23 protein-coding genes and 1 pseudogene are annotated in these 24,923 nt (G+C 68.7%); 16 read left to right on the top strand and 8 right to left on the bottom strand.

Annotated elements, in window-relative coordinates; translation table 11 throughout:
* Positions 1–9 precede the first annotated feature (9 nt).
* Together ACOZ38_RS20115 and ACOZ38_RS20110 are read right to left on the bottom strand one after the other, a co-directional pair.
* The gene (locus ACOZ38_RS20115; protein ID WP_424532598.1) at positions 10–1,014 is read right to left on the bottom strand and encodes an NAD-dependent epimerase/dehydratase family protein; all 1,005 of its coding nucleotides are present in this window, start codon (positions 1,012–1,014) and stop codon (positions 10–12) included.
* Entirely contained in the window at positions 1,011–2,624 is a 1,614-nt protein-coding gene (locus ACOZ38_RS20110) for a CocE/NonD family hydrolase (protein ID WP_424532596.1), read from the bottom strand. Before ACOZ38_RS20110 ends, ACOZ38_RS20115 begins: the two co-directional genes overlap by 4 nt.
* Positions 2,625–2,757: 133 nt before the next feature.
* Here ACOZ38_RS20110 and ACOZ38_RS20105 point away from each other — a divergent pair, with 133 nt between their 5' ends.
* Positions 2,758–3,255 carry a GbsR/MarR family transcriptional regulator gene (locus ACOZ38_RS20105; RefSeq protein WP_424532594.1) on the top strand — a complete coding sequence of 166 codons (498 nt, stop codon included), beginning with the start codon at positions 2,758–2,760 and terminating at the stop codon, positions 3,253–3,255.
* 128 nt (positions 3,256–3,383) lie between these two features.
* Here ACOZ38_RS20105 and ACOZ38_RS20100 read toward each other — a convergent pair whose 3' ends face one another.
* Entirely contained in the window at positions 3,384–6,605 is a 3,222-nt protein-coding gene (locus tag ACOZ38_RS20100) for a Tn3 family transposase (protein ID WP_424532593.1), read from the bottom strand.
* A gap of 127 nt (positions 6,606–6,732) precedes the next feature.
* Here ACOZ38_RS20100 and ACOZ38_RS20095 point away from each other — a divergent pair, with 127 nt between their 5' ends.
* The 3 genes from ACOZ38_RS20095 to ACOZ38_RS20085 all read left to right on the top strand — a co-directional run bounded on the left by ACOZ38_RS20095 (position 6,733) and on the right by ACOZ38_RS20085 (position 8,340).
* Positions 6,733–6,879 carry a hypothetical protein gene (locus tag ACOZ38_RS20095; protein ID WP_424532591.1) on the top strand — a complete coding sequence of 49 codons (147 nt, stop codon included), beginning with the start codon at positions 6,733–6,735 and terminating at the stop codon, positions 6,877–6,879.
* Between the two features lie 146 nt (positions 6,880–7,025).
* On the top strand, positions 7,026–7,235 hold the full coding sequence (locus ACOZ38_RS20090) for a hypothetical protein (protein ID WP_424532590.1): 210 nt from the start codon (positions 7,026–7,028) through the stop codon (positions 7,233–7,235).
* A gap of 4 nt (positions 7,236–7,239) precedes the next feature.
* Positions 7,240–8,340: a winged helix DNA-binding domain-containing protein gene (locus ACOZ38_RS20085; RefSeq protein ID WP_424532588.1), complete on the top strand. Its 1,101-nt coding sequence runs from the start codon at positions 7,240–7,242 to the stop codon at positions 8,338–8,340.
* Positions 8,341–8,449: 109 nt separating this feature from the next.
* Here the strand turns inward: ACOZ38_RS20085 and ACOZ38_RS20080 are convergent, their stop codons facing one another.
* The 3 genes from ACOZ38_RS20080 to ACOZ38_RS20070 are packed head-to-tail and all read right to left on the bottom strand — an operon-like array spanning position 8,450 to position 10,543.
* The gene (locus tag ACOZ38_RS20080; RefSeq protein WP_424532586.1) at positions 8,450–9,721 is read right to left on the bottom strand and encodes a cytochrome P450; all 1,272 of its coding nucleotides are present in this window, start codon (positions 9,719–9,721) and stop codon (positions 8,450–8,452) included.
* Between the two features lies 1 nt (position 9,722).
* Positions 9,723–9,923, bottom strand: coding sequence for a ferredoxin (locus ACOZ38_RS20075; RefSeq protein WP_405149034.1), 201 nt, complete (start codon positions 9,921–9,923; stop codon positions 9,723–9,725).
* Complete coding sequence (locus ACOZ38_RS20070) at positions 9,920–10,543, bottom strand: TetR family transcriptional regulator (protein WP_424532585.1); 624 nt, start codon at positions 10,541–10,543, stop codon at positions 9,920–9,922. The genes ACOZ38_RS20075 and ACOZ38_RS20070 overlap by 4 nt, the downstream gene beginning before the upstream one ends.
* A 173-nt stretch (positions 10,544–10,716) precedes the next feature.
* Here ACOZ38_RS20070 and ACOZ38_RS20065 point away from each other — a divergent pair.
* From ACOZ38_RS20065 to ACOZ38_RS20030, 8 genes and pseudogenes are all read left to right on the top strand, one after another.
* Positions 10,717–11,166 (top strand): annotated as a pseudogene (locus ACOZ38_RS20065) (TniQ family protein); the annotation flags it as partial.
* 171 nt (positions 11,167–11,337) lie between these two features.
* Complete coding sequence (locus ACOZ38_RS20060) at positions 11,338–11,820, top strand: hypothetical protein (RefSeq protein WP_424537212.1); 483 nt, start codon at positions 11,338–11,340, stop codon at positions 11,818–11,820.
* A 188-nt stretch (positions 11,821–12,008) separates the two neighbouring features.
* Positions 12,009–12,767 (top strand): TnsA-like heteromeric transposase endonuclease subunit, encoded by a 759-nt coding sequence (locus ACOZ38_RS20055; RefSeq protein WP_424532584.1) that lies wholly within the window; start codon positions 12,009–12,011, stop codon positions 12,765–12,767.
* Positions 12,764–14,890: a hypothetical protein gene (locus tag ACOZ38_RS20050; RefSeq protein ID WP_424532582.1), complete on the top strand. Its 2,127-nt coding sequence runs from the start codon at positions 12,764–12,766 to the stop codon at positions 14,888–14,890. The genes ACOZ38_RS20055 and ACOZ38_RS20050 overlap by 4 nt, the downstream gene beginning before the upstream one ends.
* A complete protein-coding gene (locus ACOZ38_RS20045) occupies positions 14,887–16,086 on the top strand; it encodes a TniB family NTP-binding protein (protein ID WP_424532580.1) in 1,200 nt (399 codons plus the stop codon). The genes ACOZ38_RS20050 and ACOZ38_RS20045 overlap by 4 nt, the downstream gene beginning before the upstream one ends.
* Positions 16,083–16,976, top strand: coding sequence for a TniQ family protein (locus ACOZ38_RS20040; RefSeq protein WP_424532578.1), 894 nt, complete (start codon positions 16,083–16,085; stop codon positions 16,974–16,976). The genes ACOZ38_RS20045 and ACOZ38_RS20040 overlap by 4 nt, the downstream gene beginning before the upstream one ends.
* Before the next feature lie 43 nt (positions 16,977–17,019).
* Positions 17,020–17,412, top strand: a complete 393-nt coding sequence (locus ACOZ38_RS20035; RefSeq protein ID WP_424532576.1) for a hypothetical protein — start codon at positions 17,020–17,022, stop codon at positions 17,410–17,412.
* 2 nt (positions 17,413–17,414) lie between these two features.
* Complete coding sequence (locus ACOZ38_RS20030) at positions 17,415–18,212, top strand: DUF6461 domain-containing protein (protein WP_424532574.1); 798 nt, start codon at positions 17,415–17,417, stop codon at positions 18,210–18,212.
* Between the two features lie 1,244 nt (positions 18,213–19,456).
* Here ACOZ38_RS20030 and ACOZ38_RS20025 read toward each other — a convergent pair.
* Positions 19,457–20,422 (bottom strand): GntR family transcriptional regulator, encoded by a 966-nt coding sequence (locus ACOZ38_RS20025; RefSeq protein ID WP_424532573.1) that lies wholly within the window; start codon positions 20,420–20,422, stop codon positions 19,457–19,459.
* 135 nt (positions 20,423–20,557) lie between these two features.
* Between ACOZ38_RS20025 and ACOZ38_RS20020 the strand changes: the two genes are divergently transcribed.
* Genes ACOZ38_RS20020 through ACOZ38_RS20005 form a run of 4 tightly spaced genes read left to right on the top strand, consistent with a single transcriptional unit; the run spans position 20,558 to position 23,420 of the window.
* Positions 20,558–21,169: a GNAT family N-acetyltransferase gene (locus ACOZ38_RS20020; RefSeq protein WP_424532571.1), complete on the top strand. Its 612-nt coding sequence runs from the start codon at positions 20,558–20,560 to the stop codon at positions 21,167–21,169.
* Positions 21,139–22,107 (top strand): alpha/beta fold hydrolase, encoded by a 969-nt coding sequence (locus ACOZ38_RS20015; RefSeq protein ID WP_424532570.1) that lies wholly within the window; start codon positions 21,139–21,141, stop codon positions 22,105–22,107. Before ACOZ38_RS20020 ends, ACOZ38_RS20015 begins: the two co-directional genes overlap by 31 nt.
* Positions 22,046–22,330, top strand: coding sequence for a MerR family DNA-binding transcriptional regulator (locus tag ACOZ38_RS20010; RefSeq protein ID WP_424532568.1), 285 nt, complete (start codon positions 22,046–22,048; stop codon positions 22,328–22,330). Before ACOZ38_RS20015 ends, ACOZ38_RS20010 begins: the two co-directional genes overlap by 62 nt.
* Before the next feature lie 25 nt (positions 22,331–22,355).
* Positions 22,356–23,420, top strand: coding sequence for a fatty acid desaturase family protein (locus tag ACOZ38_RS20005; protein WP_424532566.1), 1,065 nt, complete (start codon positions 22,356–22,358; stop codon positions 23,418–23,420).
* 1,033 nt (positions 23,421–24,453) lie between these two features.
* Here ACOZ38_RS20005 and ACOZ38_RS20000 read toward each other — a convergent pair.
* Positions 24,454–24,801 carry a hypothetical protein gene (locus tag ACOZ38_RS20000; RefSeq protein ID WP_424532564.1) on the bottom strand — a complete coding sequence of 116 codons (348 nt, stop codon included), beginning with the start codon at positions 24,799–24,801 and terminating at the stop codon, positions 24,454–24,456.
* Between the last annotated feature and the right edge of the window lie 122 nt (positions 24,802–24,923).

Below are 24,923 nucleotides of genomic sequence, written 5' to 3'. Positions count from 1 at the left end.
CCTTCTTCTTTAGTGGGAGAGCTGGTCGAGCAGCCGCTGTTCCGCGGCGGCATCCAGCCAGGTGTCGGGTGAGGGTGCGTCCGCGCGGGGTGCCGGGTCGCCTTCGGCCTGGAGCCAGGTCCAGGTGTCGGCGAGGGTGTCGCGCAGCGGGCGCGCGGTCAGACCTTCGGCGCGGGCGGCGCTGACGTCGGCGTCGTGCATGCCGCTCGGCGCGCTGCCGTCGGGCAGCCGTAGCCCGAGCTCCATGCCGAGCGGCAGGCCGTGCCGCATGAGCAGCTCCGGCGGCGCCCACACCAGTTCGGTGTCGAAGCCGGTGACCGCCAGCATCGTGGTGAGCAGCTCGCCGAGGGTGATCGCGCCCGGCGGGCCGCTCACGGTGAACGCGTCGCTCAGGCCGCGCTCAGCCGACTGGAGCATCCAGGCGGCCAGATCCCGGACATCGAGGTATTGCAGAGGCGTCTGGGCCGGGGCGGGGGCCAGGACCCGGCCGCCCCTTTCCAAGCGGCGCAGCCACCAGGGGATGCGGCCGACGTCCTCGTACGGGCCGAGGATCATCCCTGCCCTGGCCAGCAGGGCCCGTCCGGCGAACGATTCTAGGACGGCGAGTTCGCCGCCGCGCTTGGCCGCGGCGTAGTCGGCGTCGTCCGTACTGCCGGGGTCGCCGTCGACCAGGGGTGCCCGCTCGTCGGCGCCGGCGGGCCAGGGCCAGTGGTGCACGCCGCGGCTGGAGACGTAGCCGTAGTGCCCTGCGCGATCGGCCAGCAGGCGGGCGCTGTCGCGCACCACGCGTGGGGCCCAGGCCCAGGTGTCGATGACGGCGTCCCATTCGGCGTCGCCCAGCGCCCGCCGTACGGACTCGGGGTCGGTGCGGTCGGCGATCAGCGCCCGTACTCCAGGGACGGGGTCGCGGCTGAGGCCGCGGTTGAGCGTGCTCACCTCATCGCCGCGCTCCAGCGCGGTCTCCACGAGGGCGCGGCCCACGTGGTGGGTGCCGCCGAGGACGAGGACTCTCATGATGCTCCTGAGGTAAAGGGCAGCCAGAGGGCTGACGGGTGCTGATGGTCGTGGAAGATCTCGTGTTCCGAGGGGCGCAGGCTCGTCCCGGTCGCGAGTGGTTCGCCGGTGCCGGGGTTGCGGCCGAAGCGCGGGTGGGCGCCGCTGGAGACCTGCAGCCGTACGCGGTGGCCGCGCTTGAAGCGGTGGGCCATCGGCCACAGGACGATGTCGGCCACCCGAACGTCGCCGGGGTCGCGTAGCCGGACGATGCCGTCGCACACGTTGATCGACCGGCCGCGCGCGTCCACGTCGCACAGCCGGGCGAAGTAGTCGACGTGCGGGTTGGCCGAGCGGGCGTGCAACGTCACGCGTACGGGGCCGACGGCCTCGACGGCCTCGGCCAGGGGCTCGGTGGTGAAGGTCAACACATCGGCTCGGCCTTCGATGGCACGGTTGTCCTTCGCCCCCGCCGACAGGCCCACCTGCGTGCCACCGACCGTAGGGGTCGGGTCGGTGGGGTCGTAGCGGTAGCGGCTGGGCGCGGCCTGGCCATCGTCCGGGGTACGGCTGAGGCCGCCACCCGGCCGCAGGTACCAGGGGGTCGGCTCGTGCGCGGGTGGCCAGGTTGGCGCGTCGATCCAGCGGCCCGCGCCGGTGACGAACAGTCGCACGCCCGAGGGCGCCTGCCGGTCGAGCAGCTCGGCATCCAGCATGGCGAGCGCGTCGGCCAGCCCTTCGCGGGTGTAGAGGCCGCGCCCGTGGCTCCACGGGCCGACCAGCAGCCGCACCTGACGCCCGGCGGCGGCCAGGGCGGCGTAGTCGGCCAGCATCCCCGGCAGGAAGAAGTCGTGCCAGCCGCCTTGCAGGTGCACCACCGGCGGCATGCGGGCGACGTTGGGGCGGTGGTCGGTGCTTGCCCAGTACGGCTCGCCGGGACTATGGCGGACCCAATCCCGGAACCAGGGCACGGGGTGCCCGGTCAGGGCCTGATCGGCCTCCTGCAGCGGGAGGGCGAGCGTGGCATGCGACAGCCGCCGCGCGGCGCCGACCAGTCCGGCCATTTGGCGGGTGATGCCGTAGCCGCCGGTGAACATCCGCTCCACCAGCTGCACCCAGCCCAGCGCGTTTCCCGTCGCGAAGCCCCCGCCGGGGTACATGAAGATGTCGGCGAAGCCGGACGGCGCGTCCTGAATCAGCGCGATCTTCCATTCGGGGATGTCGCGGGCGGCCAGCTCCCACTGCACGTAGCCGAGGTAGCTGGCGCCCCAGGTGGCCAGCTCGCTGCCGAACCACGGCTGGGCGCGCAGCCAGCTCAGCGTGCCGTCGCCGTCGGCGGGGTCGATGACGAACCCGTCGAAGCAGCCGCCGGATCCGGCCGTGCCGCGCAGGCTCTGATAGAGCACCTGGTAGCCGCGCTCGGCCAGCAGCGCCGGGAGCCGGTCCAGGGCGTTGCCGCGGCCGTAGGGGCTGCGCAGCAGCACCAGAGGCGGGCGGTGTTGGCCTGCCGGGTAGTAGTGCGTGGCCAGCAACCGCACACCGTCGGCGGCCGGGATCTCCACGTTGCGCCGCACCCGCACCCGGTGCCGTAGAGCGGGGCGCACGCCGTACAAACGGCTGAGCAGAGTCATGGCCGGTCCATTCCTGTCGATGCTGATGAGAGGTCACATCGCCGACCAGGCTTCCCGGCACACCATCGAACCCCCCGCGAGAGGCCGATGCGAGGGACTATACCGACTTTTCGGAAATTTCTGAAGAGTCGGGGTGTTCGGTATCCTGTGTCTCCTCAAGAGAGGCGAGCACGTGGACGATCGGTATGAGCAGTGGCAGGCGGCCGAACGGCTGGCCCTGACACTGATCGAGGGCGGCATGCAGCGCATGGCCGCGCGCACCCTGGCGGTCTTCCTGTTCACCGACCAGGAAAGCGTCACCGCCGGCGAGATTGCCGGCCAGCTGGAGGCCAGCGCCGGCTCGGTCTCCGGCGCCATCAAATCCCTGCTGACGGTCGGCCTGATCGAACGCCTGCCCGCCCCCGGCAGCCGCCGCGAGCACTACCGGCTCCGCGACGACGCCTGGGCCACCCTATTCACCAGCCAGAACACCGTCATCCAGGCCATGCTCCAAGCCGCGGCCGCCGGGATCGCCGCCACCGAAAACGGCGACCCCGCCCACCAGCGCCTGGCTCAGATGCACGCCTTCTACGAATTCCTGCTCGGCGAGCTCCCCGCCCTGCTGCACCGCTGGCACCAGCAAACCGGCTGAGCCCAGCCCGAGACTCGAGCAACGAGCATCAAGATCGGCGAGCGCGGCGTGCCCTTGTTCAAGCCTCGGCCTGCCGCCCGAAACGCCTCACCACGATCCCCAGCGCTCGTCAGTGGCCTGCTTGCCGTCTACGCCGCCTCGGCCAAGGCGGTGAAGTCGATCGCGGGTAGGTCGGGATCGAAGTCGTCGGGGCGCAGGCGCAGCACGTCGGTGGCATATAGGCCGAACCGGCTGATGTGGGCGGTCAGGTAGGGCGACAGCTGCGCGATGTCGGCGGCGGTGATGTCCTGGCCCTGTTCATGCTGCCAGCCCTCGGCCAGCAGTTGGCGCAGCACGTCGGTCATGTCGAGGGCGGTATGGAAGATCACGCAGTTGGCCAGCAGGGAGTTGAATTTGATCATCTTCTCCTGCTCGGCCGGGTCGTTGTCGGCGATGACGCCGTCGTTGCCGAAGCGCAGCCAGCCGGAGAAGCCGTTGAACCCTTCGACCTTGTTGGTGACCGCGGTGATGCGCCTGCGCAGTGCCGGGTCGGCGAGAAAACGAAGCAGCGCCACCGTGCGCACGCTACGCCCGACCTCGCGAAAGGCCCGGTAGATCTCGTTCTTGCGGGAGTGGGAGCCCAGCCGGCGCAGCAGGGTGACGGAATTGAGGCGGCCCTCGCGGATGGAGATCGCCACCCGCATGAGGTCGGGCCACATCTTCTCGATCAGCTTCCAGTCGATGACGTTGCGGTTCCCGCCCTCCCCGCGGAACAGGGAGTCGATGTGGTGGTAGGTGACCTGGTCGGTGTGCTGGAAGAAGGTCAGGCCCTTCCAGTTGCGGATACGCGGCATCAGATCGAACCCGAACAGATGCGCCAAAGTGAAGACCGGAAACGACTGACCTTGCGTATCGGCGTGCACGGTCTTGGGCTGGACTTCGGAGGCGTTGGCCAGCAGCCCGTCGATGATGTAGATCGCCTCCCACGCCCCGCACGGCACGAACCGGGAGAACAGCGCGATGTAGTTGTCGGAGACGTAGTGATAGGCGATCCCGCCGAACCCTCCATACCGGATCGAGGTCTCGGCCAGCAGGTTGTCGATATAGGTGTCGACCTGGGTGCCATCGGTGCCCACGCTGCTGCCATCGCCCCACGCCTTGACCACATCCAGCTGAGCGAAGGCGTTGACCACATCCGTGATCGCCTTGTTCAGCTTGGCCAGGCTGATGTGCCGGTTCTTGGCCAGCGAGATCTCGTGCGCGGTGATCCCCTCGATATGGCGGGCGGCCTCGGCCGGGCCCATGTTCGACCCGCACGCGAACGTGGTCAGCACATACCGGTCCTGCGGCTTCTTCAGCTTGTTGTCGTGGCCGGAAGCGGGCCCGAAGTGCCGATGCCAGCCCAGCCAATACGCGGTGCGCGAGACGATCTCGATCAACGTGCGCTCGGGCATCCGCGCCTTGATCTCCGCCCCCAGCTTGGTCGCGGCCACGCTCGTGCCGAGCCCGCCCAGCCGCTTGAGGGTCGGGGTGCCGTCCTTGGCGAAACTCAGGTCCTCATTGTCGGCGTAGCCGCCGTCCAGATGCTCGGCGGCCTGACGGTGGCGCTCCTTCAACTCGGCCACGAACTCGACCGCGCTGCCCGGCAGGCCCGCCTCGGCGCAGTAGGCGGCCAGCAGGGGCCGGCACTCCTCGAAGCTCAGCAGATGTGAGCTCCAATCGCCGTATTCGGCGGCCCCCTCCACCGCGATGTCGCCGGTGCGCAGCTCCTCGGCCAGGTAGGCGAACACCATCGCCTCGAAGTGCCGTTTGACCAGCATGCCCGGCTGCTTACGGTCGCGGATAGCGCGCTGCCAGTTGGCCGAGGCAAACCGAAGATCCAGCAGGCCGCCGTTCGCGTCGCGGCCGGGGATGAAGTCGCGGGTCTTGCCCCAGTAGGTGAGCGCGTGCTCCAGCGCGTCCAGCACGCTGCGATCGGCCGAGGTCGCCTTGAACCTCAACACCCCGGCCAAAGCGAGCATGATGGAGCGGTCGGCCTTGAAGAACTGCTGGATGAGCAGCTCGTGGTTGTCATGCTGATAGGCCGTCACTTCCTCGATATCGGCCAGCTGCGCGGCCGCGCCACCGGCCCGCTCCACCACCTGCCGGACCGACCCCACCCCGGCGGCCTGCATCCGCACCGCCTTGACCAGCACCTCGACCGCGGCCCCCAGATCAGCCCCGAGCCCGGGCCGCTGCTCTGACTCCGCGACAACCGCGCCGACCTCGGGATCTACTCCTGTGTTCCCGCCCGGGCCCCTCAGCGCTGCCAGCGCCATCATCACCATCTGCGCGGCCGCGATCTCAGCCATCTCGACCGGCCCGCCCGACACCAAGCCCTGCAGCACGCCCCGATAGGTTCCGATCAGGTTCTCCACCACCTGCCGCTGCCGCTGATGAATCTCCTCCAGCTTGGCCTTGGCCTTCTTGGCGGTGGCCGCCATCCGCTTGCACATCATCGCGGCCAGGTCATCGCGCGCCCGTGCCTGCGCGGTGTGCACCAGGCACACCAGCAGCGCGACCCGCTTGGCCTCCACGCTGTAGCTACGGGCCAGCACATCGGCATCGGCCGCATCCGCTTCCCCGGCGAAGTCGGCGATCTTCGAGGCGGCGATGCCCTCCAGCACCGCCCCAGTGTCACAGATCCCCTCCACCCAGGCCAGGTGCGCGGCCTGATCCTTGAACTTCGACCAGCTCGCCCGCCGCGCCGGCTTCTTCAACCTGTCGAGATCGCTCTTGCCGCCCGGCCCGACCACCAGCAACGCCGCGAGCCGGGCACGGTCCTCGGCGCTCAGCCGCTGCCAGATCGTCTGGAAGATCTGACCGTTGACCTGGCCGCGGATCGTCGACTCCATGCTGTCCAGCGTGGAGAACGCCGGCGGCTCCAGCCGCGCTTGGGCCAGCCGCTCCAACGCGACGTTGATCAGGTCCGCCGGGTGGTTCTTCACCCACGCCGCCCGGGTCATCGCCTTGGCCGCGATCTTGCGAGCCTTGCCCGGCGTGTAGCCCACCCCCTCCCGGCGCCGCACCAGCACCCGATGCGACTCTGCCGTACGCGGCGAGGCATACACCGGCATAACATCCTCGCCCAGTTCCAGGCACCGCCGTACGTGCTCCACCACCACGGGTGGTACCTCACGGGCCTTGGCGAATCGGCCCAACCGCTGAAAGCACTTCAGCGCGAGCGTCAGCGCCAGCAGGTGCTCATCGGTGTCGGTCGTCTCCCGCGCCCACACCATCTCCTCGACCGAGGGCGAGTAGAAGAGGTACAGCTCGCGCGTCATCACCAACCGCGGGAACACCCGGTAGGCGGTCCGTTCGACCGACGTCACCGCACACGCCTCCCGGCTCACCCCGCCAACGGATGGGACACACCGTAGCGAGACGAACACGCACATAAGAGGCGAAGAAGATCACAGCTTCATTAACCCCGCCACTCAACCCTTCAAGATCATCCTAATGTGGGTTTTGGGCTTATGTGGGCTGACCCCCAAGAGCCGCCACCAGCACCTGGCCAGCCTCGGCCGCTACGTGCGACTCAGCGAAGAGACCTCCGCGCGCATCACCGCCGAAACCGACCCCGCCCAACGTCGCCGCGCCCGCTGACCCTGAACCACTGGGGATAATCACGTCTACCACCGCACCCGCTGAGCTGCGACTACAGCAACCCGCGGCCCCTTTCTGGGGGTATTCCGGCCGCCCCCGCTGAGAAGCGGCCACTCCCTGGCCGCTTCTCCTGCGACTGTTGTCGCGTGCCAGTCAACGACAACAACCCGAAGGGCCCGCACGCCGTGACCACCATGCCTCCCTCAACCCTCGACGCCGAGCGGGGCGACCTGCTCGCCGCGCTCGCGACCACGCGATCCGCCCTGACCAGCACCATCCGCGGGCTCAGCGACGAGCGACTCGGCGAGCGAGCGGCACCACTCCCGCGAGCGGCCGACGAGCGCGCTGCGGGATGAGCCGATGACCGTTCTCGACACCCGGGCGCTCAACCGCGCGACGCTCGCCCGGCAGTTGCTGCTCGATCACGCCGACGTGCCGGTCCTCGACGCCGTGGCGCACCTGTGCGGCCTGCAGGCGCAGGAACCACAGGAACCGTTCGTCGGGCTCTGGTCGCGGCTGCGCGCGTTCGACCCGGCGGTGCTCTCGGACCTGCTGATCCGGCGGAGCGTGGTGCGGACCCACCTCATGCGCCGCACCGTCCACCTCCTGACCGCCGACGACACCCTGGCCTGGCGGGCCCGCCACGACATCATGCTGCGCCAACGGGTACTCGGGAACTACCGCCGCGAGCTCGCCGGGGTAGACCTCGACGAGCTCGCGACGGCAGGCCGGGCGGTGATGTCCGACGACGAGCCCCGCTCGATGACCGAGCTCGCGCGGGCGCTGGCCGAGCGCTGGCCGGCGCCGGAACCGCGGGCGCTGGGCGAAATGCTGATCGCCGCCCTCGTCCCGGTGGCGCAGCTGCCGCCGCGCGGGCTGTGGCGCACGAAGGCGGGAGTACGCAACGTCCTGCTCTCCTCCTGGCTGGGGCGCGAGATCGACCCGCCGGCCCCGAAGGGCTCCGATCCGGTCGGCGAAGCGCTGGTACGGCGCTATCTAGCCGCGTTCGGCCCCGCCGCCGCGGCGGACCTGCGCGCCTGGTGCGGCCTCGCCGGACTGCCGGCCGCGGTGGCCGCGATACGCGAGGAGCTGGTCACCTTTCGCGACGAGCGAGGCCGGGAACTGCTGGACCTCCCCGACGCGCCGCGCCCCGACCCCGACACACCCGCCCCGGTGCGGTTCCTGCCGGCGTTCGACAACGCGCTCCTCGGTTACCACGACCGCAGCCGGATCATCGACGACGCCCACCGCGGCCTGTCGGTCGCCGGCGCTCGCGTTGTCCTGGTCGACGGCCGGGTCGCCGCGACCTGGAGCGTCAAGGCCGGCACCGTGATCGTCTCCCCGCTGCGCCGCTTCTCTCGAGCCGACCGCACCACCGTGGCCGAGCAGGGGCGGGCGCTGGCGTCGTTCCTCTCCGGCAACGACAGCCACCGCGTACGGATCGCCGCGTCTCCCCGCTGAGCGACACACCCGCGAGCTGCTTCCCCTGAGCCGGATTTCGACTCCTACTATCCGGCGATGGAGGCTTAATTCGACGGGTTGACGACTGTCTGAAGACCCGGGGCCGTGGTCAGCCGATGCGGAGGGGGAGCGTGCGGGGGCCGCGCACCTGGCCCGCGGCCCAGGTCACCTCCGCCGGGTCCGCCAGGCTGAAGTCCGGGATCCGCTCCAGCCAGACGTCGAGCGCGACCCGCAGTTCCATGCGCGCCAGGTGCGAGCCGACGCAGCGGTGGATGCCGAGGCCGAACGCGGCGTGCCGGTTGACCTCGCGGTCGATGACGACCTCGTCCGCCCGGTCGAACTGCTCGGGGTCGCGGTTCGCCGCCGGGAACGACAGCAGGATCCAGTCGTCGGCCTTCATGTCGACGCCGTTCCAGTGCATGTCCTCCTTGACCAGCCGGGCCATCGTGACCGGCGCGTAGGCCCGGAGGAACTCCTCCATCGCGGTCGGCAGCAGCTCAGGCTCGGCGACCAGGCGCTCCCGGTCGCCCGGGGTCCTGGCCAGATGCCACAGTGACGCGCCGATCGCGCTCCAGGTGGTGTCGATGCCGGCGATGAGCAACAGCGCCATCGTGCCTGCCACGTGGGCCGGATCGAGCTTGCGGCCGTACAGCTCGGCGTTGATGAGGTACGTCGTGAGGTCCTCGCGCGGGTTGTCGAGGTGGTCGCGGATCTGCGCGAGCAGGTAGTCGAACAGCTGCCCCATGCGCGCGATGCGCTCCTCCGTCGGCAGGTTGACGCCTTCGAGCGCGTTCTCGATGAACTCAGCGAACCGCGGGCCGTCCTCAGGCGGGAACCCGAGCATGTCGGCGATGACCCGCATGGGGATGTACTGGGCGTAGTCGCGGGCGGCGTCGACGACATTCCGGCCCTCGAACGCGTCGATGAGGCTGTGGCACAACGCTCTGGTCGCGGCCTCTCGCTTGGCGACCGCGGCCTTGGTGAACGCGGGCAGCAGCAGCTTGCGCGCGTCGTGGTGGAACGGCGGATCGGAGGAGATCGGCGGCGTGCCGCCCACCGGCGCCAGCTCGCGGGGCGGCCGGAAGTTGCTCATGATGACCGACCGCGAGGAGAAGCGCTCGGTGTCGTAGGCGATCGCCGCGACGTCCTCGTAGCGGGTCGGGAGCCAGCCACCGCCGAAGCGGTCGGTGTGCGCGATGGGGCAGCGCTGCCGCAGGTCGTCCTGGATGGGGTACGGGTCGGCCGCCCATTCGGGTTCGAGGTGGGAGAAGCCGGTCGCCCAGTCGGAGACCGGACCGGTGATGACCTCATTGCGCGTGCCGAGAGGCGCGTCCGCGCGTGTCTCCCGGAAGTCCTGGGTGAAGCGGTCGTCGACGGTCATCTCACGCCTCCTCGCTGATGTCGATCGCTCGTTCCGGGCAGTTGGACACGGCAAGGCGGGCCGCCCGCTCCTCGCCCGGAGGCACGACGCCGTCGCCGATGACCTGCCCGTAGCCCTCGTCGTCCTCCTTGAACAGGCCGGGGGCCAGGTCGTAGCAGCGGCCGTGTCCCTGGCAGCGCTCAGGACCGATTCGTACTTTCACTGCGGGATGCTCCGCTCTTTGTGCGGGGATGTCGTCGGTGGGGCGAGGGCGCCCACGACACGGGTGAGCAACGCCGACCACTCCACATCGTCGACGGCGTGCAGGTCGGGCGTGATCAGCGCGCTGCCCATCGCCAGCAGCAGGCAGAAGTGGGCCAGCGCGTCCGGCGACAGCGCGGGATCCAGCTCGCCGCCGCCCTGGGCCGCGCGTACCAGCTCGGCGATCCAGTCGGCCCGCTCGCCGACGTAGTCGCGCATCGGACGGGCGACGTCCTCGTCGCGGCGGGCCGCGACGAGCGCCTCGACGATGAGGTAGCCGGGAGCGTCGCGACGGCGCGGCAGCCAGCGGCCGATGACGAGGAGCAGCTCCGTGATCGACCGGTTGGGATCGGTGGCGAACAGGGTGGCCAGCAGCTGCCGCCCGTGCGCCCGCAGCGCGGTCACGATCAGCTCGGCCTTCGAGCCGAAGTGCGCGTACAGCGCGCCGTTGCTCACTCCCGCGGCTGCGGCGATGTCGGCCACGCGCGTGCCGTCGTACCCGCGCTCGGCGAACACGTCGGCGGCCGCCCGCAGCAACCGCTCGCGCGTCTCAGCGGCGGTGACGCCGGCGATACGCCCCATGGGTAAATTAAAAGACCGTTCATTTGATTCGTCAAGCGGCCTGCCGAGCCGGGGGACTGTTTGTCTGACGGCCTTGCAGATGGAAGTGCGTCACCTCAGATGGAAGCGGACATGGAAGCGCGACATCGGGGTTGGCAGTAGGGGCGTGTACGGCAGGAGGTTCGGCCCAAGAAATGATGGCGATCTGGCCCCGGCGACTGGCGTTGGTGGTGGCACCGGCGTGCGGCGAGTCGTTCGCGTCGTGGGTTGATCGTATGGCCCTGCAGAACGGATGCCCGCCGTGGACGATGGTCGAGGCGTTAGGGCTGGATGTACGCGCGTCAAGTGACGTTCGTTCACTGGCGTACGGCATCGTTGCGACACAGAAGATGTGCAGAGCGATCGATGCTGCGACAGGCGTAAGCGCCGAGATCGTGCGTGGTACGCACCTGGAGGTGTTCGACGGCTCGGCCGTGGACCTGGCAGGCGTTCCCGTGGGGGATAGGGAGTCAGTCCGTCGGGCAGAGGGCCGTGAGTGGGTGCAGTTCTTCGGCAGCCGGGCATGCCCGAAGTGCCTAGCGGCTTCGGAGGGAGTGTGGCAGGTCTGGTGGAAGCTGGGCTGGGCCGCGGTTTGTCCCGCGCATCGGGTGCTGCTGGTGGATCACTGCCCGAGATGCCGCGTTCCCGTGCGACGGGGCCCGGCCGGTCAGCCGGGCCGTCTGTCTCGCTCACGGATGCCGGCTCCGTTGCAGTGCGGTGCGCTCCTCAGCGGGGCTGTATGCGACCAGCCGATCCCACAGATCAGCACGAGCACGGTGAGCAACGAACTCGCCGATCAGCAGCAGCTCGTGCTCAAGGTGGCGACGCGTCGCCAGCCTGCGCTGATCGCGGGCCAGGTGGTGAGTGCCGGTCAGTGGTTCGCGGCCTTGAAAGCGACGGCGATGCTGATTCGGTTAGGGGTGCCGGAGGTTCTACCCCTGTTGAATGTGACCCCGGATGGCCGGGGGGCGCTGGCCGCAGAGGCTACTGGGCAGCGGTGGAACAGGGCGGGGCCAGTGGGCCGCTTCGGGATGGTTCCGCGGACGACGTCGGTAGCTGCGGGACTGCTGGCGGTGGCCCTGGAGGTGGCCGTCGCGGAGGGGGAGTCGGAGTTGGTGGCCCGGTTGATGCCACTGGCCGCGGCCGCGCGGATTAGGTGGAAGGAGCGGCGGCCAGATCCGTTGGTGCAGGTGGATCTGCCATCGGTTTTCACAGCAGCCTTGGATGCTGTGCTCGGTGGGCAAGCTCGCAGGTCGTGAGCGAGGCGAGAAAAGTGGTAGATCGATGGTTCTGAGGCCAACGGGCTTGGCCTCAGATGCTTGGCCCGGAAAGTGATGACGAAGTCAACCACAGAGCGCTACCGTGACCTTCGTCACACGATTCTGCTCCGCGTGCCGACGCTCTGGATGAATGCGAGCAGCCGCTTCTTACGGTCTCGGGAGACGCGATGAAGGCTGCCGACCTGCAGCTACGCAGCGTCCAGGTCCGCTTTCTGCATCCGGACGGGCAGAAAGAGCAGTGTTCGCTGGCCGAGGCCGCCGAGGTGGCGTTCGAGAACTGCGGCGCGATCCGGCGGATCCCGCATCGGGCCGATCAGGCGCACACACCGAACACGCACTGGTCCTCCACGACGAATCGGATGATCGAATGCGAGTCGTATCTGGAGAGCGTCTGGATGACGCTGCTGGACTTCGAGCCCGAGGTGAGCGGCTTTTCCGGGCAGCCGATGCAGCTGTTCGGCGTGGATGATCTCGGCGCGTGGAAGGCCACGCCGGACCTGTTCGTCCGCCGGGTGGACGGCTCGGCGACGGTGATGGAGGTCAAGAACCCTGCCCGGCTGAACGACGCGAGGGTGAGGACGACTGCTGAGCGGGTGGCGGCCTGCTGCGAGGTGGCGGGCTGGGGTTATGAGCTGATCGGCGAGCCGCCCGGACGGCAGCGCACGATCAACGTGCTGGCGTTGGCGGGCTATCGCCGCGAGATGGTGGGGGTGAGCGACTACCGTGCGCAGTTGCTGGCCCTGGCCGGGGAGCCGGAGCCGCTGGGGCAGTTGGTCAGCTTCGCCGCCGAACCGCTGGTGGCTCGCGCGGTCGTGCTGCACCTGTGCTGGACCGGGGAACTGGCGGCGAACCTGACCCGGCCGCTGGAGGACACTACTAGGGTCTGGGCAGCTTCGGCGAACAGCGATGCCGGAGCACGGCCATGAGCGAGCCGGATGAGGCTGGTGGCCGTCGGCTGGCCATGGGCACGTGGGTGTGTTTCGGCGACGAACGCCACCAGGTGGTCGGTCAGAGCGGCAGCGAGGTTCACCTGCGGTCGGCCGGTGGAGAGTGGACGGCCATCTACATCGCGGCCTTGATGGCGGCGCCCGGGTTCCGGCTGCTGAGCGAAAGCCCCGTCGACCTGCTCCCCAGCAAGGTCGATAGGGGAGCGTTGCTGGACGGCCTAGCCGAGGACAAAGCGGCCTCAGTGCGGGATCTCGAAGCGCACCTGAACGAGATCAGGACCGGCTACCGCAGCGGCGATCCGGAGCGGGCGGAGCCGGGCGAGCCGCGGCCTGCCTACGATCCGAGGTTGAATCCCCGGGTGAGTGACCGGGTCAAGGCCAAGGCCGCCGAACTCGGCATGGGTCAGACGACGGTATGGCGCAAACTGCGACGTTACCGCGAAGAGCAGCGCAACGGCTTGATCGACGGGCGCGGAGCCGTCGTGCGTGATCCGCTGGCCCGCGCTGATCGCCGAGTGCTGGATGCGATCATCGCCCAGCACCGGGTCGGCGAACGGGAGGACTCCACCGGCGGTCTGGATCGGTTCTATCGGCGGCTGCAGGATCGGCTGGATCACGAGCATGGGCCGGAAGTGGTGACGCTGCCCTCGACCTCGACCATCGCCCGCTATATCGAGACGCTGCTGCCGGGTCAGTACACCTTCGGCCGGGCTACGTCGCGGCGCAGCGCGGCGGCGCGGCCGCAGCGTTCCTACCGGCCGGACGAGGCGGTGCGGCCGGGGCAGGTGGTGATGATCGACGCCACCCCGCTGGACGTGATCGCCTACGACCCGATCGGAGACGTCACCCATAAGGTGCACCTCGTGCTGGCGATCGACGTCGCGACCCGGACGCTGCTGGCCTGGCGGATGACGGTCGGCGACACCCGGGCGGTCGACGTGGTGATGCTGCTCAACGACGCGGTCACGCCGGAGCCGATGCGGCCGGGCTGGAAGCAGGCGCTGGCCTTCCGGATGCTGCGCCTGCCCATCACCCGTGAGGTGGACCTGGAGGAGCGGCTGGAGCTGGCCGCGGCCCGGCCGGTGATCTGGCCGGAGACGATCCTGGTCGACCACGCCAAGGTCAACCTGTCCGACGCGCTACGCGAGGCATGCCTCGACCTGGGGATCAACCTGGGCCTGGCCCGCAAGGCCAACCCGACCGGCAAGGCCAACATCGAACGGGCGTTTGGCACTGTCAATGAAGATTTCGCCAAGCATGTCGCCGGTTACAAGGGCTCCGACACCTCCAGTCGGGGCCGGCTGGTGGACCACGCCGCGCGGTGGAGCCTGGAGGACCTGGAGGAGTTCTTCGCCGAGTACGTGGTGGCCATCTACCAGCGGCGGACGCATTCCGGTCTGGTCGTCCCGGGGTTCCCCGAGCTGGAGATGTCACCGAACCAGGTCTACAGCCTGATGGTGGCCCGCTACGGCTACATCGTCTGCCCACCGGCCGCGCACCACTACTGCAAGAGGCTCCCCATCGAGTACCGGGTGATCCGCCCGGAGGGAGTGCAGCGCGACTACCTCATCTACGACGATCCGATCCTGGGCAACTACCGGCGGGCGATCTCGCCGGTCCCGGGCAAGGGCAGGAAATGGCCGATCCGCTACAACCCGGGCGACCCCAGCAGGATGTTCATCTTCCTCGAAGGCGCCTGGCACGTGCTGTTCTGGACGCATCTGCCGGATCCGGCCATCCCGTTCACCTCGCGGATGGTCGAGCAGGCCCGCAAACTGCTCCTCGACGGCGGGCTGCGGGAGCCGAGCCAGCAGGACATCGCTGATGCCCTGGTGGATCTGCAGCGCCGGATGGACGCGCCCGAGTCGGCGACCGCGCGCACCCGCCGCGAGCTGCTGCGGGCCCGCGAGGACGCGCGCGCCATCAAACGCGATCAAGCTCGCGCCCAGATCGGCGAGCAGGAGGAACCGCCACCGGCGCTCACCCTGGTCCCTCCCGCCGGCGAGGAGGAGCCGGTGGAGGAAGCTGTGGTGGACCTGGCCGACCTGGAGGAGTTTGAGATCTGGGATCCCGGGGCACCGCGGGGCCCGGCCGGCGCATGAGAAAGCGGGTCGCGCAGCCACGCACCAAGGAGCAGTGGCGCGAGTTCTGCGCTCGCCCGGCACCCGCACGGCCGGAGCCGGTCAGCCGCGGCGAGTACGAGAGCTGGGCCGCCGAACGGCAGGACCCCTTCGATGAGCAGCGCAAGATCTGCAACGCCAACCCGCCGTTCATCAAGCATCCGCAGGTCCTGCGCGTGCTGGCCGCGCTGAAGCCGAAGCTGACCCAGGGCCAATACAGCCAGGACGCCACCTTTCACAGCGCGATCATCAACGGGCCCGGGCACTGCGGCAAAACATCCCTGCTCAAATTGATCGGCAAGGAGTGCGAGCTGGACTGGCGTCGCCGCCACCCCGACTTGGCTCCCGACCCAGGAGTGTCACCGGCCGACTTCCGCGGAGACTTTCTCGGCGACCGGGTGCCGGTGATCTATATCAGCGCCAGCACCGGCGCGACCGCGGGCATGCTGTCGCAGGCCATCGGCAAGTTCCTGCACGTCCCGAACCCCGGCCGCACGGCGACGAAGTGGACTCTCACCGATCCCGTGCTGGACGCGATCGAGGCCTGCGGCGCCGAACTGCTGCTCCTGGATGACCTGCACATGCTGGACAAGATCCGCGACGGCGGGCAGGAAACCAACGACCACATCAAGAACCTGGCCAACCACGCCGCGGTCACCATCGTCGGCGCCGGGATCCTGCTGGATCAGGGCAACCTGTTCACCGACGGAGCCCCGCCCCGCACCCGCCCGGGCAAGGCCGGCACCGCCCCGGGCGGGCACGAGCGCGGCCGGGCCGGGCAGTTCGGCTCCCGCTTCGCCGACCTGCAGCACCTGGCCCCGCTTCAGATCGCCACCGAGCAGCAGCAACGCACCTGGATGTCGCTGGTGCGTCATTTCGAGAGCAATCTGATCCTGCTCGATCACCAGCCTGACGATCTGACCCGGCATCACTGGCGCTACCTGCATGAACGCACCTCCGGCTACATCGGCTCACTGGCCATGCTGTTCAAAGAGGCCGCTCACACGGCGATGGACACCGGCGTCGAAGCGCTCACCCGCGCCATCATGGACAGCGTGGTGCTCGGCCACGACGACGAGGTCGACTACGCCAAGACCCAAGCCCGCCGCCAAGCAGCCGCTCGGCGCAGCACCAAGAAGGCCCCGCCCGCTTCCGGCCAGAACACGGGCACCGGATGATCCGGCATCACCTCGAGCTCGAGGAGCGGCAACCGGACCGGCCGCCGATGCGCCGGCTGGCCCTGGTGCCCTCGCCGGCCGATGGCGAGGCCTTCCACTCCTGGTTCTTCCGCCTGGTCGAGACCCAGCACAGCCACCGCGACACCATCGCGCCCCTGCTCGGACTGCCCGCCTACACCCCGCAGCGTTACACCCTGGGCGAGGACTTCCTCACCATCTACGACGGCGAGTACATCTTCGAGAACCTGCGCGACGCCACCGGCCTACGCGCCCGCGCCATGATGCGCATGGCGCTGGTCGGTCAGGGCGGCCAGTTCATCACCTACAGCTGGACCGGCACCACCAACACCCGCCCCTGGCCCTGGCGCACCGACACCGCGGCCGTCTGCCCGCGCTGCCTGGCCGACCCCGACCCGATCTGGCGCATCACCTGGCACCTGCTGCCCTGCGTGGTCTGCCCCATCCACCGCGTCTATCTGATCGGCTGGTGCCCCAGCTGCCACACCAGGATCAGCGTCGGCGACACGCCCCGCTACCGGCGCGAATGCAACGGACCGTTCGGGCCGCAGGGGCGCATCGTCGGCGTCCGCAACTGCCGCCAGAAAACTGGCCGGCATCACCTGCCAGCCGCTCAAGAACGACAGACTGCTGCACGTCCAACGCGACCTTCTCACCCGCCTGCACTGCCCGCGCGAGGGCCCCGTCGAACCGGCCAAGCGCTACTGGGACCTCTACGAACTGCTGTTCCGGCTGACCATCTATCTGGGCACCCCCGAGATGCTGCCCACCGGCACCGATGCCCACCTGTGGTGGGCCTTCCACGAGTTCTGCCACCTCCGCGACCAGCTAGCGCTGACCGGCGGACCCGCCGCCCGGCAGCTCTGCGGTGATCTGCTCTCTTACCAGCCGGGGCCGCTGCTCAGCGCGGCCGCGATGCTCATCATCGATGAACTCTGCTTCACCGGCAGCCTGCTGGACGCGCTGCGCTACTTCATGGACCAACGCCGCTTCGATCCCTGGGCCGGAACCCTCTGGCACGAATTCTGCAGCGACTACCACCCCACCTCGGTCACCGACCGGGTCCTCAACCACCTCAAGATCAGAACCATCGACCCCGCTCTGCTCAAACCGCTCGCCCTCTGGGAACCAGGCGCACCCCACCACCTGCACCCATCCGAGACCGTCGAAGACCTGGACTTGCCTGAGGCAGCGCTGCTCCTGGCCGGCGAAGGATTACGCCCCTGGGAAAGGGTTACATCTCCCAGGCCGGGCCTGCCGGGAGAAGCGCAAGGCAGACAGGGCATCAAACCTATCGGTAGTTTCTGATCATGTCCGATACCGACTTCACCCCCCTCCGCATCACCTACCGGACGCCCAAGCTCGGTCGCACTCAAATCCAGGACTGGGCGAGAGCGAACGGCTACCTGGTCAGTGAGCGTGGCCCGGAGGCTCCAGAAATCACCGAGGCCTTCTTCGCCGCCCATCCCGAGATCCTCGAGCAGGCGAGAACGTTCGAGATGGTCCGCGCCACCGCGAGAACCCCCGGCGCATCGCCGGAGGATTACGAATGGCAGGGAAAGGATGACAGCCGGCTCGGGGACATCTACACGATCGTTTTCGTTCGCGAGCTCGACGAGCGCGAGGTGCTGCGCCGGCTCGGCGCCGCGGACGAGGACATTCGGCTGATCAAAGATGGGGACCACTCCATGCCGGAAGGACCGGAGGTCATCACCGTGAGGCGCATCGGAGGCTGGACCGTCGCGATCGAGGACTGCGGCCGGCGTGGCGCACAATGGGAGGTTTTGGGCGCCTTGTCACGCAATGGCGGAGAGGCCGTGGCAGTGCACCGGCATGACTACGCCCAGCACCACATCGCCTACGCCGTCGACGGCCAGCTCATCACCGACATCAACCCGGGATTCCCCATCGACAGGCAGGGCGCGGATCCCGACCGGCTCAATCATCACCTCCGTGAGCTGGGCATCGATCCGGCCGCCGACGACTCCATCGACAACCCCATCCCGGCGGCCCTGGCACTCGCCACCCGCGTCACCGGCGTCATGATCACTCCGCAACACCTTCACCGCCCCGTCCTCGGCGCCGCCATACCCGGTGCCTACTTGTGATCCGCCTTGACTGCCCTTCACAGTCTCGACACTATGCCCGGTATGAGTGTCGGCTTGATCATCGCGATGCCTTTTCACCAGTGGGGGCTCATCGACGGGTGCATGGACAACGACGTCAGCATCGAGACAGTGAGAGGCAATCGCCAGCGGGTCGATCTTGCGCGCAGCATTCGAAGGGCCGGTTGGGATCAGATCGCCCACTGGATACCCAGCGTTCCCGGCTCCGGCTCGTGGCCGCCATCGGACGAGGTTGTGAAACCCAAACTCACGATCGCGCAATGGCTTCTCACAGTCGAGGTCCTCGAGTGCTGGGCTGCATCCCCTCCCTCCTTTTTGTTGCCTCTGTCTAGTTTGGCAGGGAGGGCGATGATATTAAGGGATAACCCCACAGTTCCCTGAGCCCTCCATCGTGGCCATAGCTCCAGGACCTGGGCGTTCTCCGTACAGAGCACGCCGCTTTGACGGTTGAAGGGGTCTCGGGATCGGTGAAGCCTCTTCCTCTTCGTTGAGGTTTTTGTCGTGGTGGTGAAGCCGGGGAGCCGTGTGCCGGCCCCCGTCGAAGATGACTCGGTCCGGTGCTGGGCGCCGCCCTGGCAGAGGACGCCTGCTCACGCGGGGGTTGGCCCCGTACAGTAGCTCAGGCGCCTTGACTGCTCGCCGGGCCGGGGTGGTCTCGCGTCGCCGGGCCCTGAGCGCCGCCCGGTACCGCTCCGGGAACGGCTGACCGTAGACGGCCTTGGGGGCCGGCGAACCCAAGGGTGCACAACCCCCCAGACCACCCCAACAGCCTGGACTCGACCTTTGGGTTCGCGGGAACTCTGGGATTTCTCGGGGTAGCCGTAGTTGCCGCCGAAAATCGGGCGGATATCGCTGGCCAGCGATGATGCGGCCAGTTGGCCGTGCGATCAGGTGCTCGCCTGGAGCATGGCGAAGATCGATCTGACAGGGTGCGCGCATTGGCCGGTATCGCCCTGGCCTCCACCTGCAATAACGCAATCACGTGTACCTGGTGACGCGAGTCTTGCCGGAACCCCAGCTCGGCGCGGGGCTCGGCGTCGGCATGCCGGAAGATCCAGGTGATCGGCGGAAAGATCACGGTTCGTGACTTCCCATTCACCAACGGGGCGATCTTGCACACCGTGCGGCGCGGGACCATCTTCATGAGCTGCGCTCTTGTACGTCCCAACGAGTCCGGCTACTGGAGTAGGTTGCCGCGGGCGTCGGAGATTTCTGATGAGACAGGACTACGGGCGCGTTCGGGCCTGATCCTGCACCAGGGCGGCGAAACCGTCGAGATGGCGGGCAAGGCTGTACTCGAACAATCCGTCCACGTCCGACACCGTTTCCCCGGTAACCGTGGCCAGCAGCGGAAATCGTCCGGAGTGGAGGAGTTCGTCGGCCCGCTTTCGCTGGGTCAGCCACCACCGGTCGAGCGTCATACCGGTCTCCTGCTCGGCTTCGATCTCGTCCGCCGTGGACAGCGCAACGGTGTGGACCAGTGCGTGCAGCGTGAGCGCCTCGCGGATCCGTGTTGTCATGGGCAGTCCAAGCCCGTCGAGTGCGCGCAGGGTCCACTCGGTGTGCGCCATCATGTTGGGCACCAGCAACGGGCGCGTGAACGAGATGGCCCTGGGCAGCCAGAGGTGTCGCCGGCACAGCTCCCATTGCAGGCGGGAGATCAGTTCGAGCTTGGCTCGCCAACCGTCTGGTCCCGGGACGGGTAGCTCTGGTTCGCCGAAGACCTCGTCGGTCATCTGCGTCACCAATTCGTCCTTGCTCGACACGTGCCGGTACAGCGACATCGGACCGACACCGAGCTCGGCCGCGAGTCGCCGCATGGACACGGCGTCGAGTCCCTCGGTGTCGGCGATCGCGATGGCGGTGCGGAGAGTTCGCTTGCGGTTCAGTGCCTGCTTGGGGGCGCCGGCCCGCCGCGGTGTCGGTGACATGGTCGGGCCGACGGGCTGGGTCGGGCCCGTGCGGGTGCTGACCACCGTGCCGGCGCCGACCTTCGTCTCAACCAGCCCGTCGTCGCGGAGAGCGGCCATCGCTCTGGTCGCGGTCGCGACCGCGACGCCCCATCGCTGGGCGATCTCCCGGATGGACGGCACCCGGTCTCCGGGCCGCAGGTCGCCGGTCAGGATTCGGGCGCGGATCTCCGCGACGATCCGCAGGTATGGCGGTTCCGGTCGCTGCGTTGACGATGGCATAGGGCTCCCGATCCGTTGGTGAGGTTGCTGCCCGCCCAGAGTGTACTAGTCCAATTCTTTCAGTACTAGTTCACTTTATCGCGCTAGAACTGGAAATATGCCAGTTTTAACCTGCAGTATCAATACGATGTACGCATGACAGTTGATACACCGTACGCATCCGTGCGGCGGGCGGACGACGCAGACCGGCAGGCGGTGCTGGACGTCCTGATCGAGGCGTTCATGAACGATCCCCTCGTCTGCTGGCTCTTCCCCAAGGCCGACGAACGAGGTCGTCTCCAGGCGAACTTCTACCGCCCCCTGCTCACCCATCGCGCCGCCGAGGCCTATCTGACCGGCCGCCGCGAGGGCGCCTCGGTATGGCTGACGCTGGCCGCGGGCCAGACGCCCTATGAGGAGCGTCCGGACGCGCCCGAGGCGAGTCAGGAGACGGTCTTCGGTGAGAACGGCGCGCGGTTGCTGGCCCTGGGCCAGGCGCTGGCCCCACGGCATCCCGATCGCGAACCGCACCTCTACCTCCCCTGTATGGGGGTGATCAGCGGGCGGCAGGGCGCCGGACTCGGCTCGGCGATGTTGCGGCACCGACTGGAGCGAGCGGACGCCGACGGGCTCGCCGCGTATCTGGAGGCGAGTTCGCCCCGGAGTCGCGCCCTCTACCAGCGGCACGGATTCGAGGATCTCGGCGAGCCGGTTCGCGTGGCGGACAGCCCGCTCCTGTGGCCGATGTGGCGCCCACCACACCGTTGACCGCCCATTCACACCACCCGTCCACCAGACAAAAGGAGACAACGTCCATGACGACGAACCACGAAGCCGAGGCCCGCGAAGCCGATCGGCGACCGCCGACCCTGGTGTTCATCCACGGCACCAACTCCTCGTCGGCCTGGGCTTCGGGCCTGACCAGCGAACTCACCCTGCGCGGGCACCGATGCGTGGCCGTCGACCTTCCGGGACACGGCCGCGAGGCGTTCTACCCCCGTTCCTACCAGGCCCCGCAGGACCTCCAGGCGCTGGCAACCGAACCATCGCCACTCGCCAAGATCACTATCGACGACTACGTCGAACACGTCGTGGCCGTGGTGCGCCGAGCCCGCCGCCACGGCCCCGTGATCCTGGCCGGCATGAGCCAGGGCGGCGTCACCGTGAGCAGAGTCGGCAACGCCATCCCCGAACTGCTCGAACGCGTCGTCTACGTCGCGGCGTACTGCTGCGTGGACCTGCCGAACATGGCCGCCTATCTCGAAACGCCGGAAAACAGCGACAGCCTGCTCCCCCAGGTGACCGCGGCCATGGTTGCCGATCCGGCGGTCCTGGGAGTGAGCCGGCTCAACTGGCGCTCGGCCGACCCGGCGGTGTTCCAAGGAGTCAAGCAATGCCTTGCCGGAGACTTCACCGACGAAGAGGTGAGCCGGCTGCTCGCCATGCTCGAACCGGACGAGACCGCCAGCATTCCCCTGGCTGAAGCGCGGGGCGAAGCACACACCTGGGGCCGCATTCCCCGGACGTATGTGCGCCTCACCCTCGACCGGCTGATCCCGCCGGCGCTGCAGGACCGATTCATCGCTGAGGCCGACCGCCTCACTCCGGACAACCCCACTGACGTGCGAAGCGTCGCGGCACCCCATGTCGGCCCGGTCGACCGGCCCGAACTGGTGGAGATCTTCGCCGAGCTCGCCGGCCGCTGACCCAGCGCACTCCGAAACGGCCAGCCGGGCTGATCGTGCCGAGCCACCGGTCCAGTGCGGCCCACAGCCGTCCTGCCGGCGCAAGGTCAGCCCGCTGCCCCTTTCAGGGGTACTTGCCGCCCCCGACATCCAGACGCTGCGCTACTACGAGCGGCGCGGTCTCATCGCCGAGCCGCTGCGCAGCCTGGGCGGGCATCGCACCTACCCACCCCGAGACGACTGATCAGACCCGAGTACCGGAGGGCCTCTTGGCAACCGCGTCCATCACCCGAGCCCAGCGGGGCAGCGACTTCGCCAGTCTGTCGCGCCGCATCACGCAGGAGGGCCTGCTGGACCGGCGGCCCTGGTACTACGCGACCCGAGCCAGCCTCGTGGCGGGCCTGTTCGCCGGGAGCTGGGCGGCGTTCGCCGCCGTCGGCGATTCCTCGTGGCAGTTCCTCGTCGCAGCCCTGCTCGCCGTGGCGTTCGCCCAGGTCACATTACTGGCCCACGACCTGGCGCACGGCCAGGTATTCCGCAGCCGGCGGACCAGCCGGGTCGCAGGACTGTTCGTGGGCAACCTGTGCGTGGGACTCAGCTACGGCTGGTGGCAGGACAAGCACACCCGCCACCACGCCAATCCCAACCATGAAGACCACGACCCGGACGTCGCGCCGGACGTGCTGATCTGGTCGGCCAAGCAGGCCGAGGCCAGCCGAGGGCTGCCCCGATTCGTCGGCCGCTGGCAGGCCTTCCTGTTCTTCCCCCTGCTCACGCTGGAGGGCTGGAACCTGCACGTGTCCAGCCTCAGGGCGATGCGCCGCCGCACGCTGAAGAACCGCGGCGCCGAGGCGCTGCTGCTGCTCGCGCACTTCGCCGCCTACTTCGTAGCGGTCTTCGCGGTGCTGCCGCCCGGCAGGGCGGTGCTGTTCCTCCTCGTCCACCAGGCATGCTTCGGCCTCTACCTCGGCTGCACGTTCGCCCCCAACCACAAGGGCATGCCGATGATGACCGCCGAGGACGAGCTGGACTTCCTCCGCCGTCAGGTCCTCACCTCCCGCAACGTCCGGGGCGGCCGGGTGGTGAACACCGCGCTGGGCGGTCTCAACTACCAGATCGAGCACCACCTGTTCCCCAGCATGCCGACGTGCAACCTGCGCAGGGCACAGCCGATCGTACGCGAGCACTGCCGGGCGCTGGGCGTGGACTACGCCGAGTCCGGGCTGCTGGCCTCGTGGGGGCAGGCCCTGCGCCACCTGCACGCCGCGGGAGCCCCCCTGCGCGGCAAACAACAGACCGGGAGTGATGGACCGGGAGTGACGGACCAGTCATAGCGGAACGTACCGCCAGCCACGGCGCCGGTGTCGGCGGCAGTCCTGATGTGCGGTGGAGCCCTCTTCACGACCGCGGTCGCTCAAGCGGGATCAACGCAGCGAATTCAGGTCCAGACCTCGATGAAGCGGTGTGGGTGCCGTTCACGAACTACGCCACTCACGAAGCGTACAGGCAGCGCGGGCGAGACATGATGGGCGCGGGAATCGTCATCGACTTCAAGTGCGGCTGGGACAACCCCGCTTGGTTGCTACGGGTTCGCATGGAGTCGCCGTAGGCCTCGCTGGTGCAATCTCTACGGCGGCCGGGCGCGGGGTACTGCCGATGAAGGACGCCGCGCCGACGTCGAGCGCCCCGGCCACCAGCGCTCCCCCGGCCACCGCCACGGCCTCGGGTCAGGACACCCGAGGCCGTGGCCGAAACCCGCAGTACCATAACCGAGAACCCTCAAGGTCGAGGTCGTCGCCTCAACCGCGTCAAGGGCAAGCACCTCATCGCCCAGATCCGCCTGTCCGACACCGGCACCGAGAAGCACTTGTCCTGGGCCGGCGAGATGGGCGACCGCGCCCGCCCCCTCGGCGAGAACAGGTGGGCCTTCCAGCACCGTCAAGTCGAGGATGCACTCCGCGGCGACCGCGTTGATCGCGGCCCACTCGGTCGGGTAATCCGGCCGGACCTCGGCGACCATCCGCACTGCATGTTTGCGCAGTTCAGCTGGATAGGGAGACTTCGGTGCCATGAACTCGATCCTCTCAAGGAAACGAGTCTCCACCGAACCCGGGGCGATTCACTTTCACCCGCCCCGACCGCCCCGACCGCCCCGACCGCCCCGGCCGCCCCGGCCGCACCCCGGGTAAGGGTCGGCCCACGCCTAAGCGCCCCGGACGGCCCGTACGAAGCGTTCGGGGTGGGGCCGGGCTCTCTCCTCAGGCTTTCCGCCGTGTGCCGGAGTGGCGTACGGTTCCCGCCCCCACCGTGGTGGGACGGCGTCCGGCGGGACACGAACCCCAGAGCGGCCACCTTGCGGTGGTCCGGTCAGGTCGTGCACGCGATTTCCAGCACCGGACCGGTTTCCACCGCGCCCGCGCCACCCCCGTCCTGCGCCTCAGCGCGGACTATGGACCCCGCGCGGGAACGGCCACACCGACTCGACATGTCTGAAATGCTCAGACAACCACAGGAAATCGAAGACGCTCCCTCAATGACACCGGTGGCGATCGGCCAACCGGAGGCCAATGCCTGGTCATAGCGTAAGAACGCGGCGTTGCCCCTCAGGTAGCGGATGCAGGCATCCACGCCGCCGCGGCGATCACGGGTCAGGCCGACGGCGGTGGCCTGGGCGTCGATGACGGCCGCAGCGTCCTCGACGTGACCGGCCAGCACGGTGAGCGCATGAGTGGCGGCCCAGTCCTCGGCGGCCGGATCGTCAGCGGCGTGAGCAGAAGCAGAGCCTCACCATCCCAGGTCAACAGGTCCTTGAAAACGAGCTACACCCTTGTGATTTC

The organism is Sphaerisporangium viridialbum, assembly GCF_049674955.1.
In the GTDB taxonomy this organism is placed as follows: domain Bacteria; phylum Actinomycetota; class Actinomycetes; order Streptosporangiales; family Streptosporangiaceae; genus Sphaerisporangium; species Sphaerisporangium viridialbum.
Note: the sequence above shows the minus strand (reverse complement) of the source record. Positions and strands in the feature narration are given on the sequence as shown.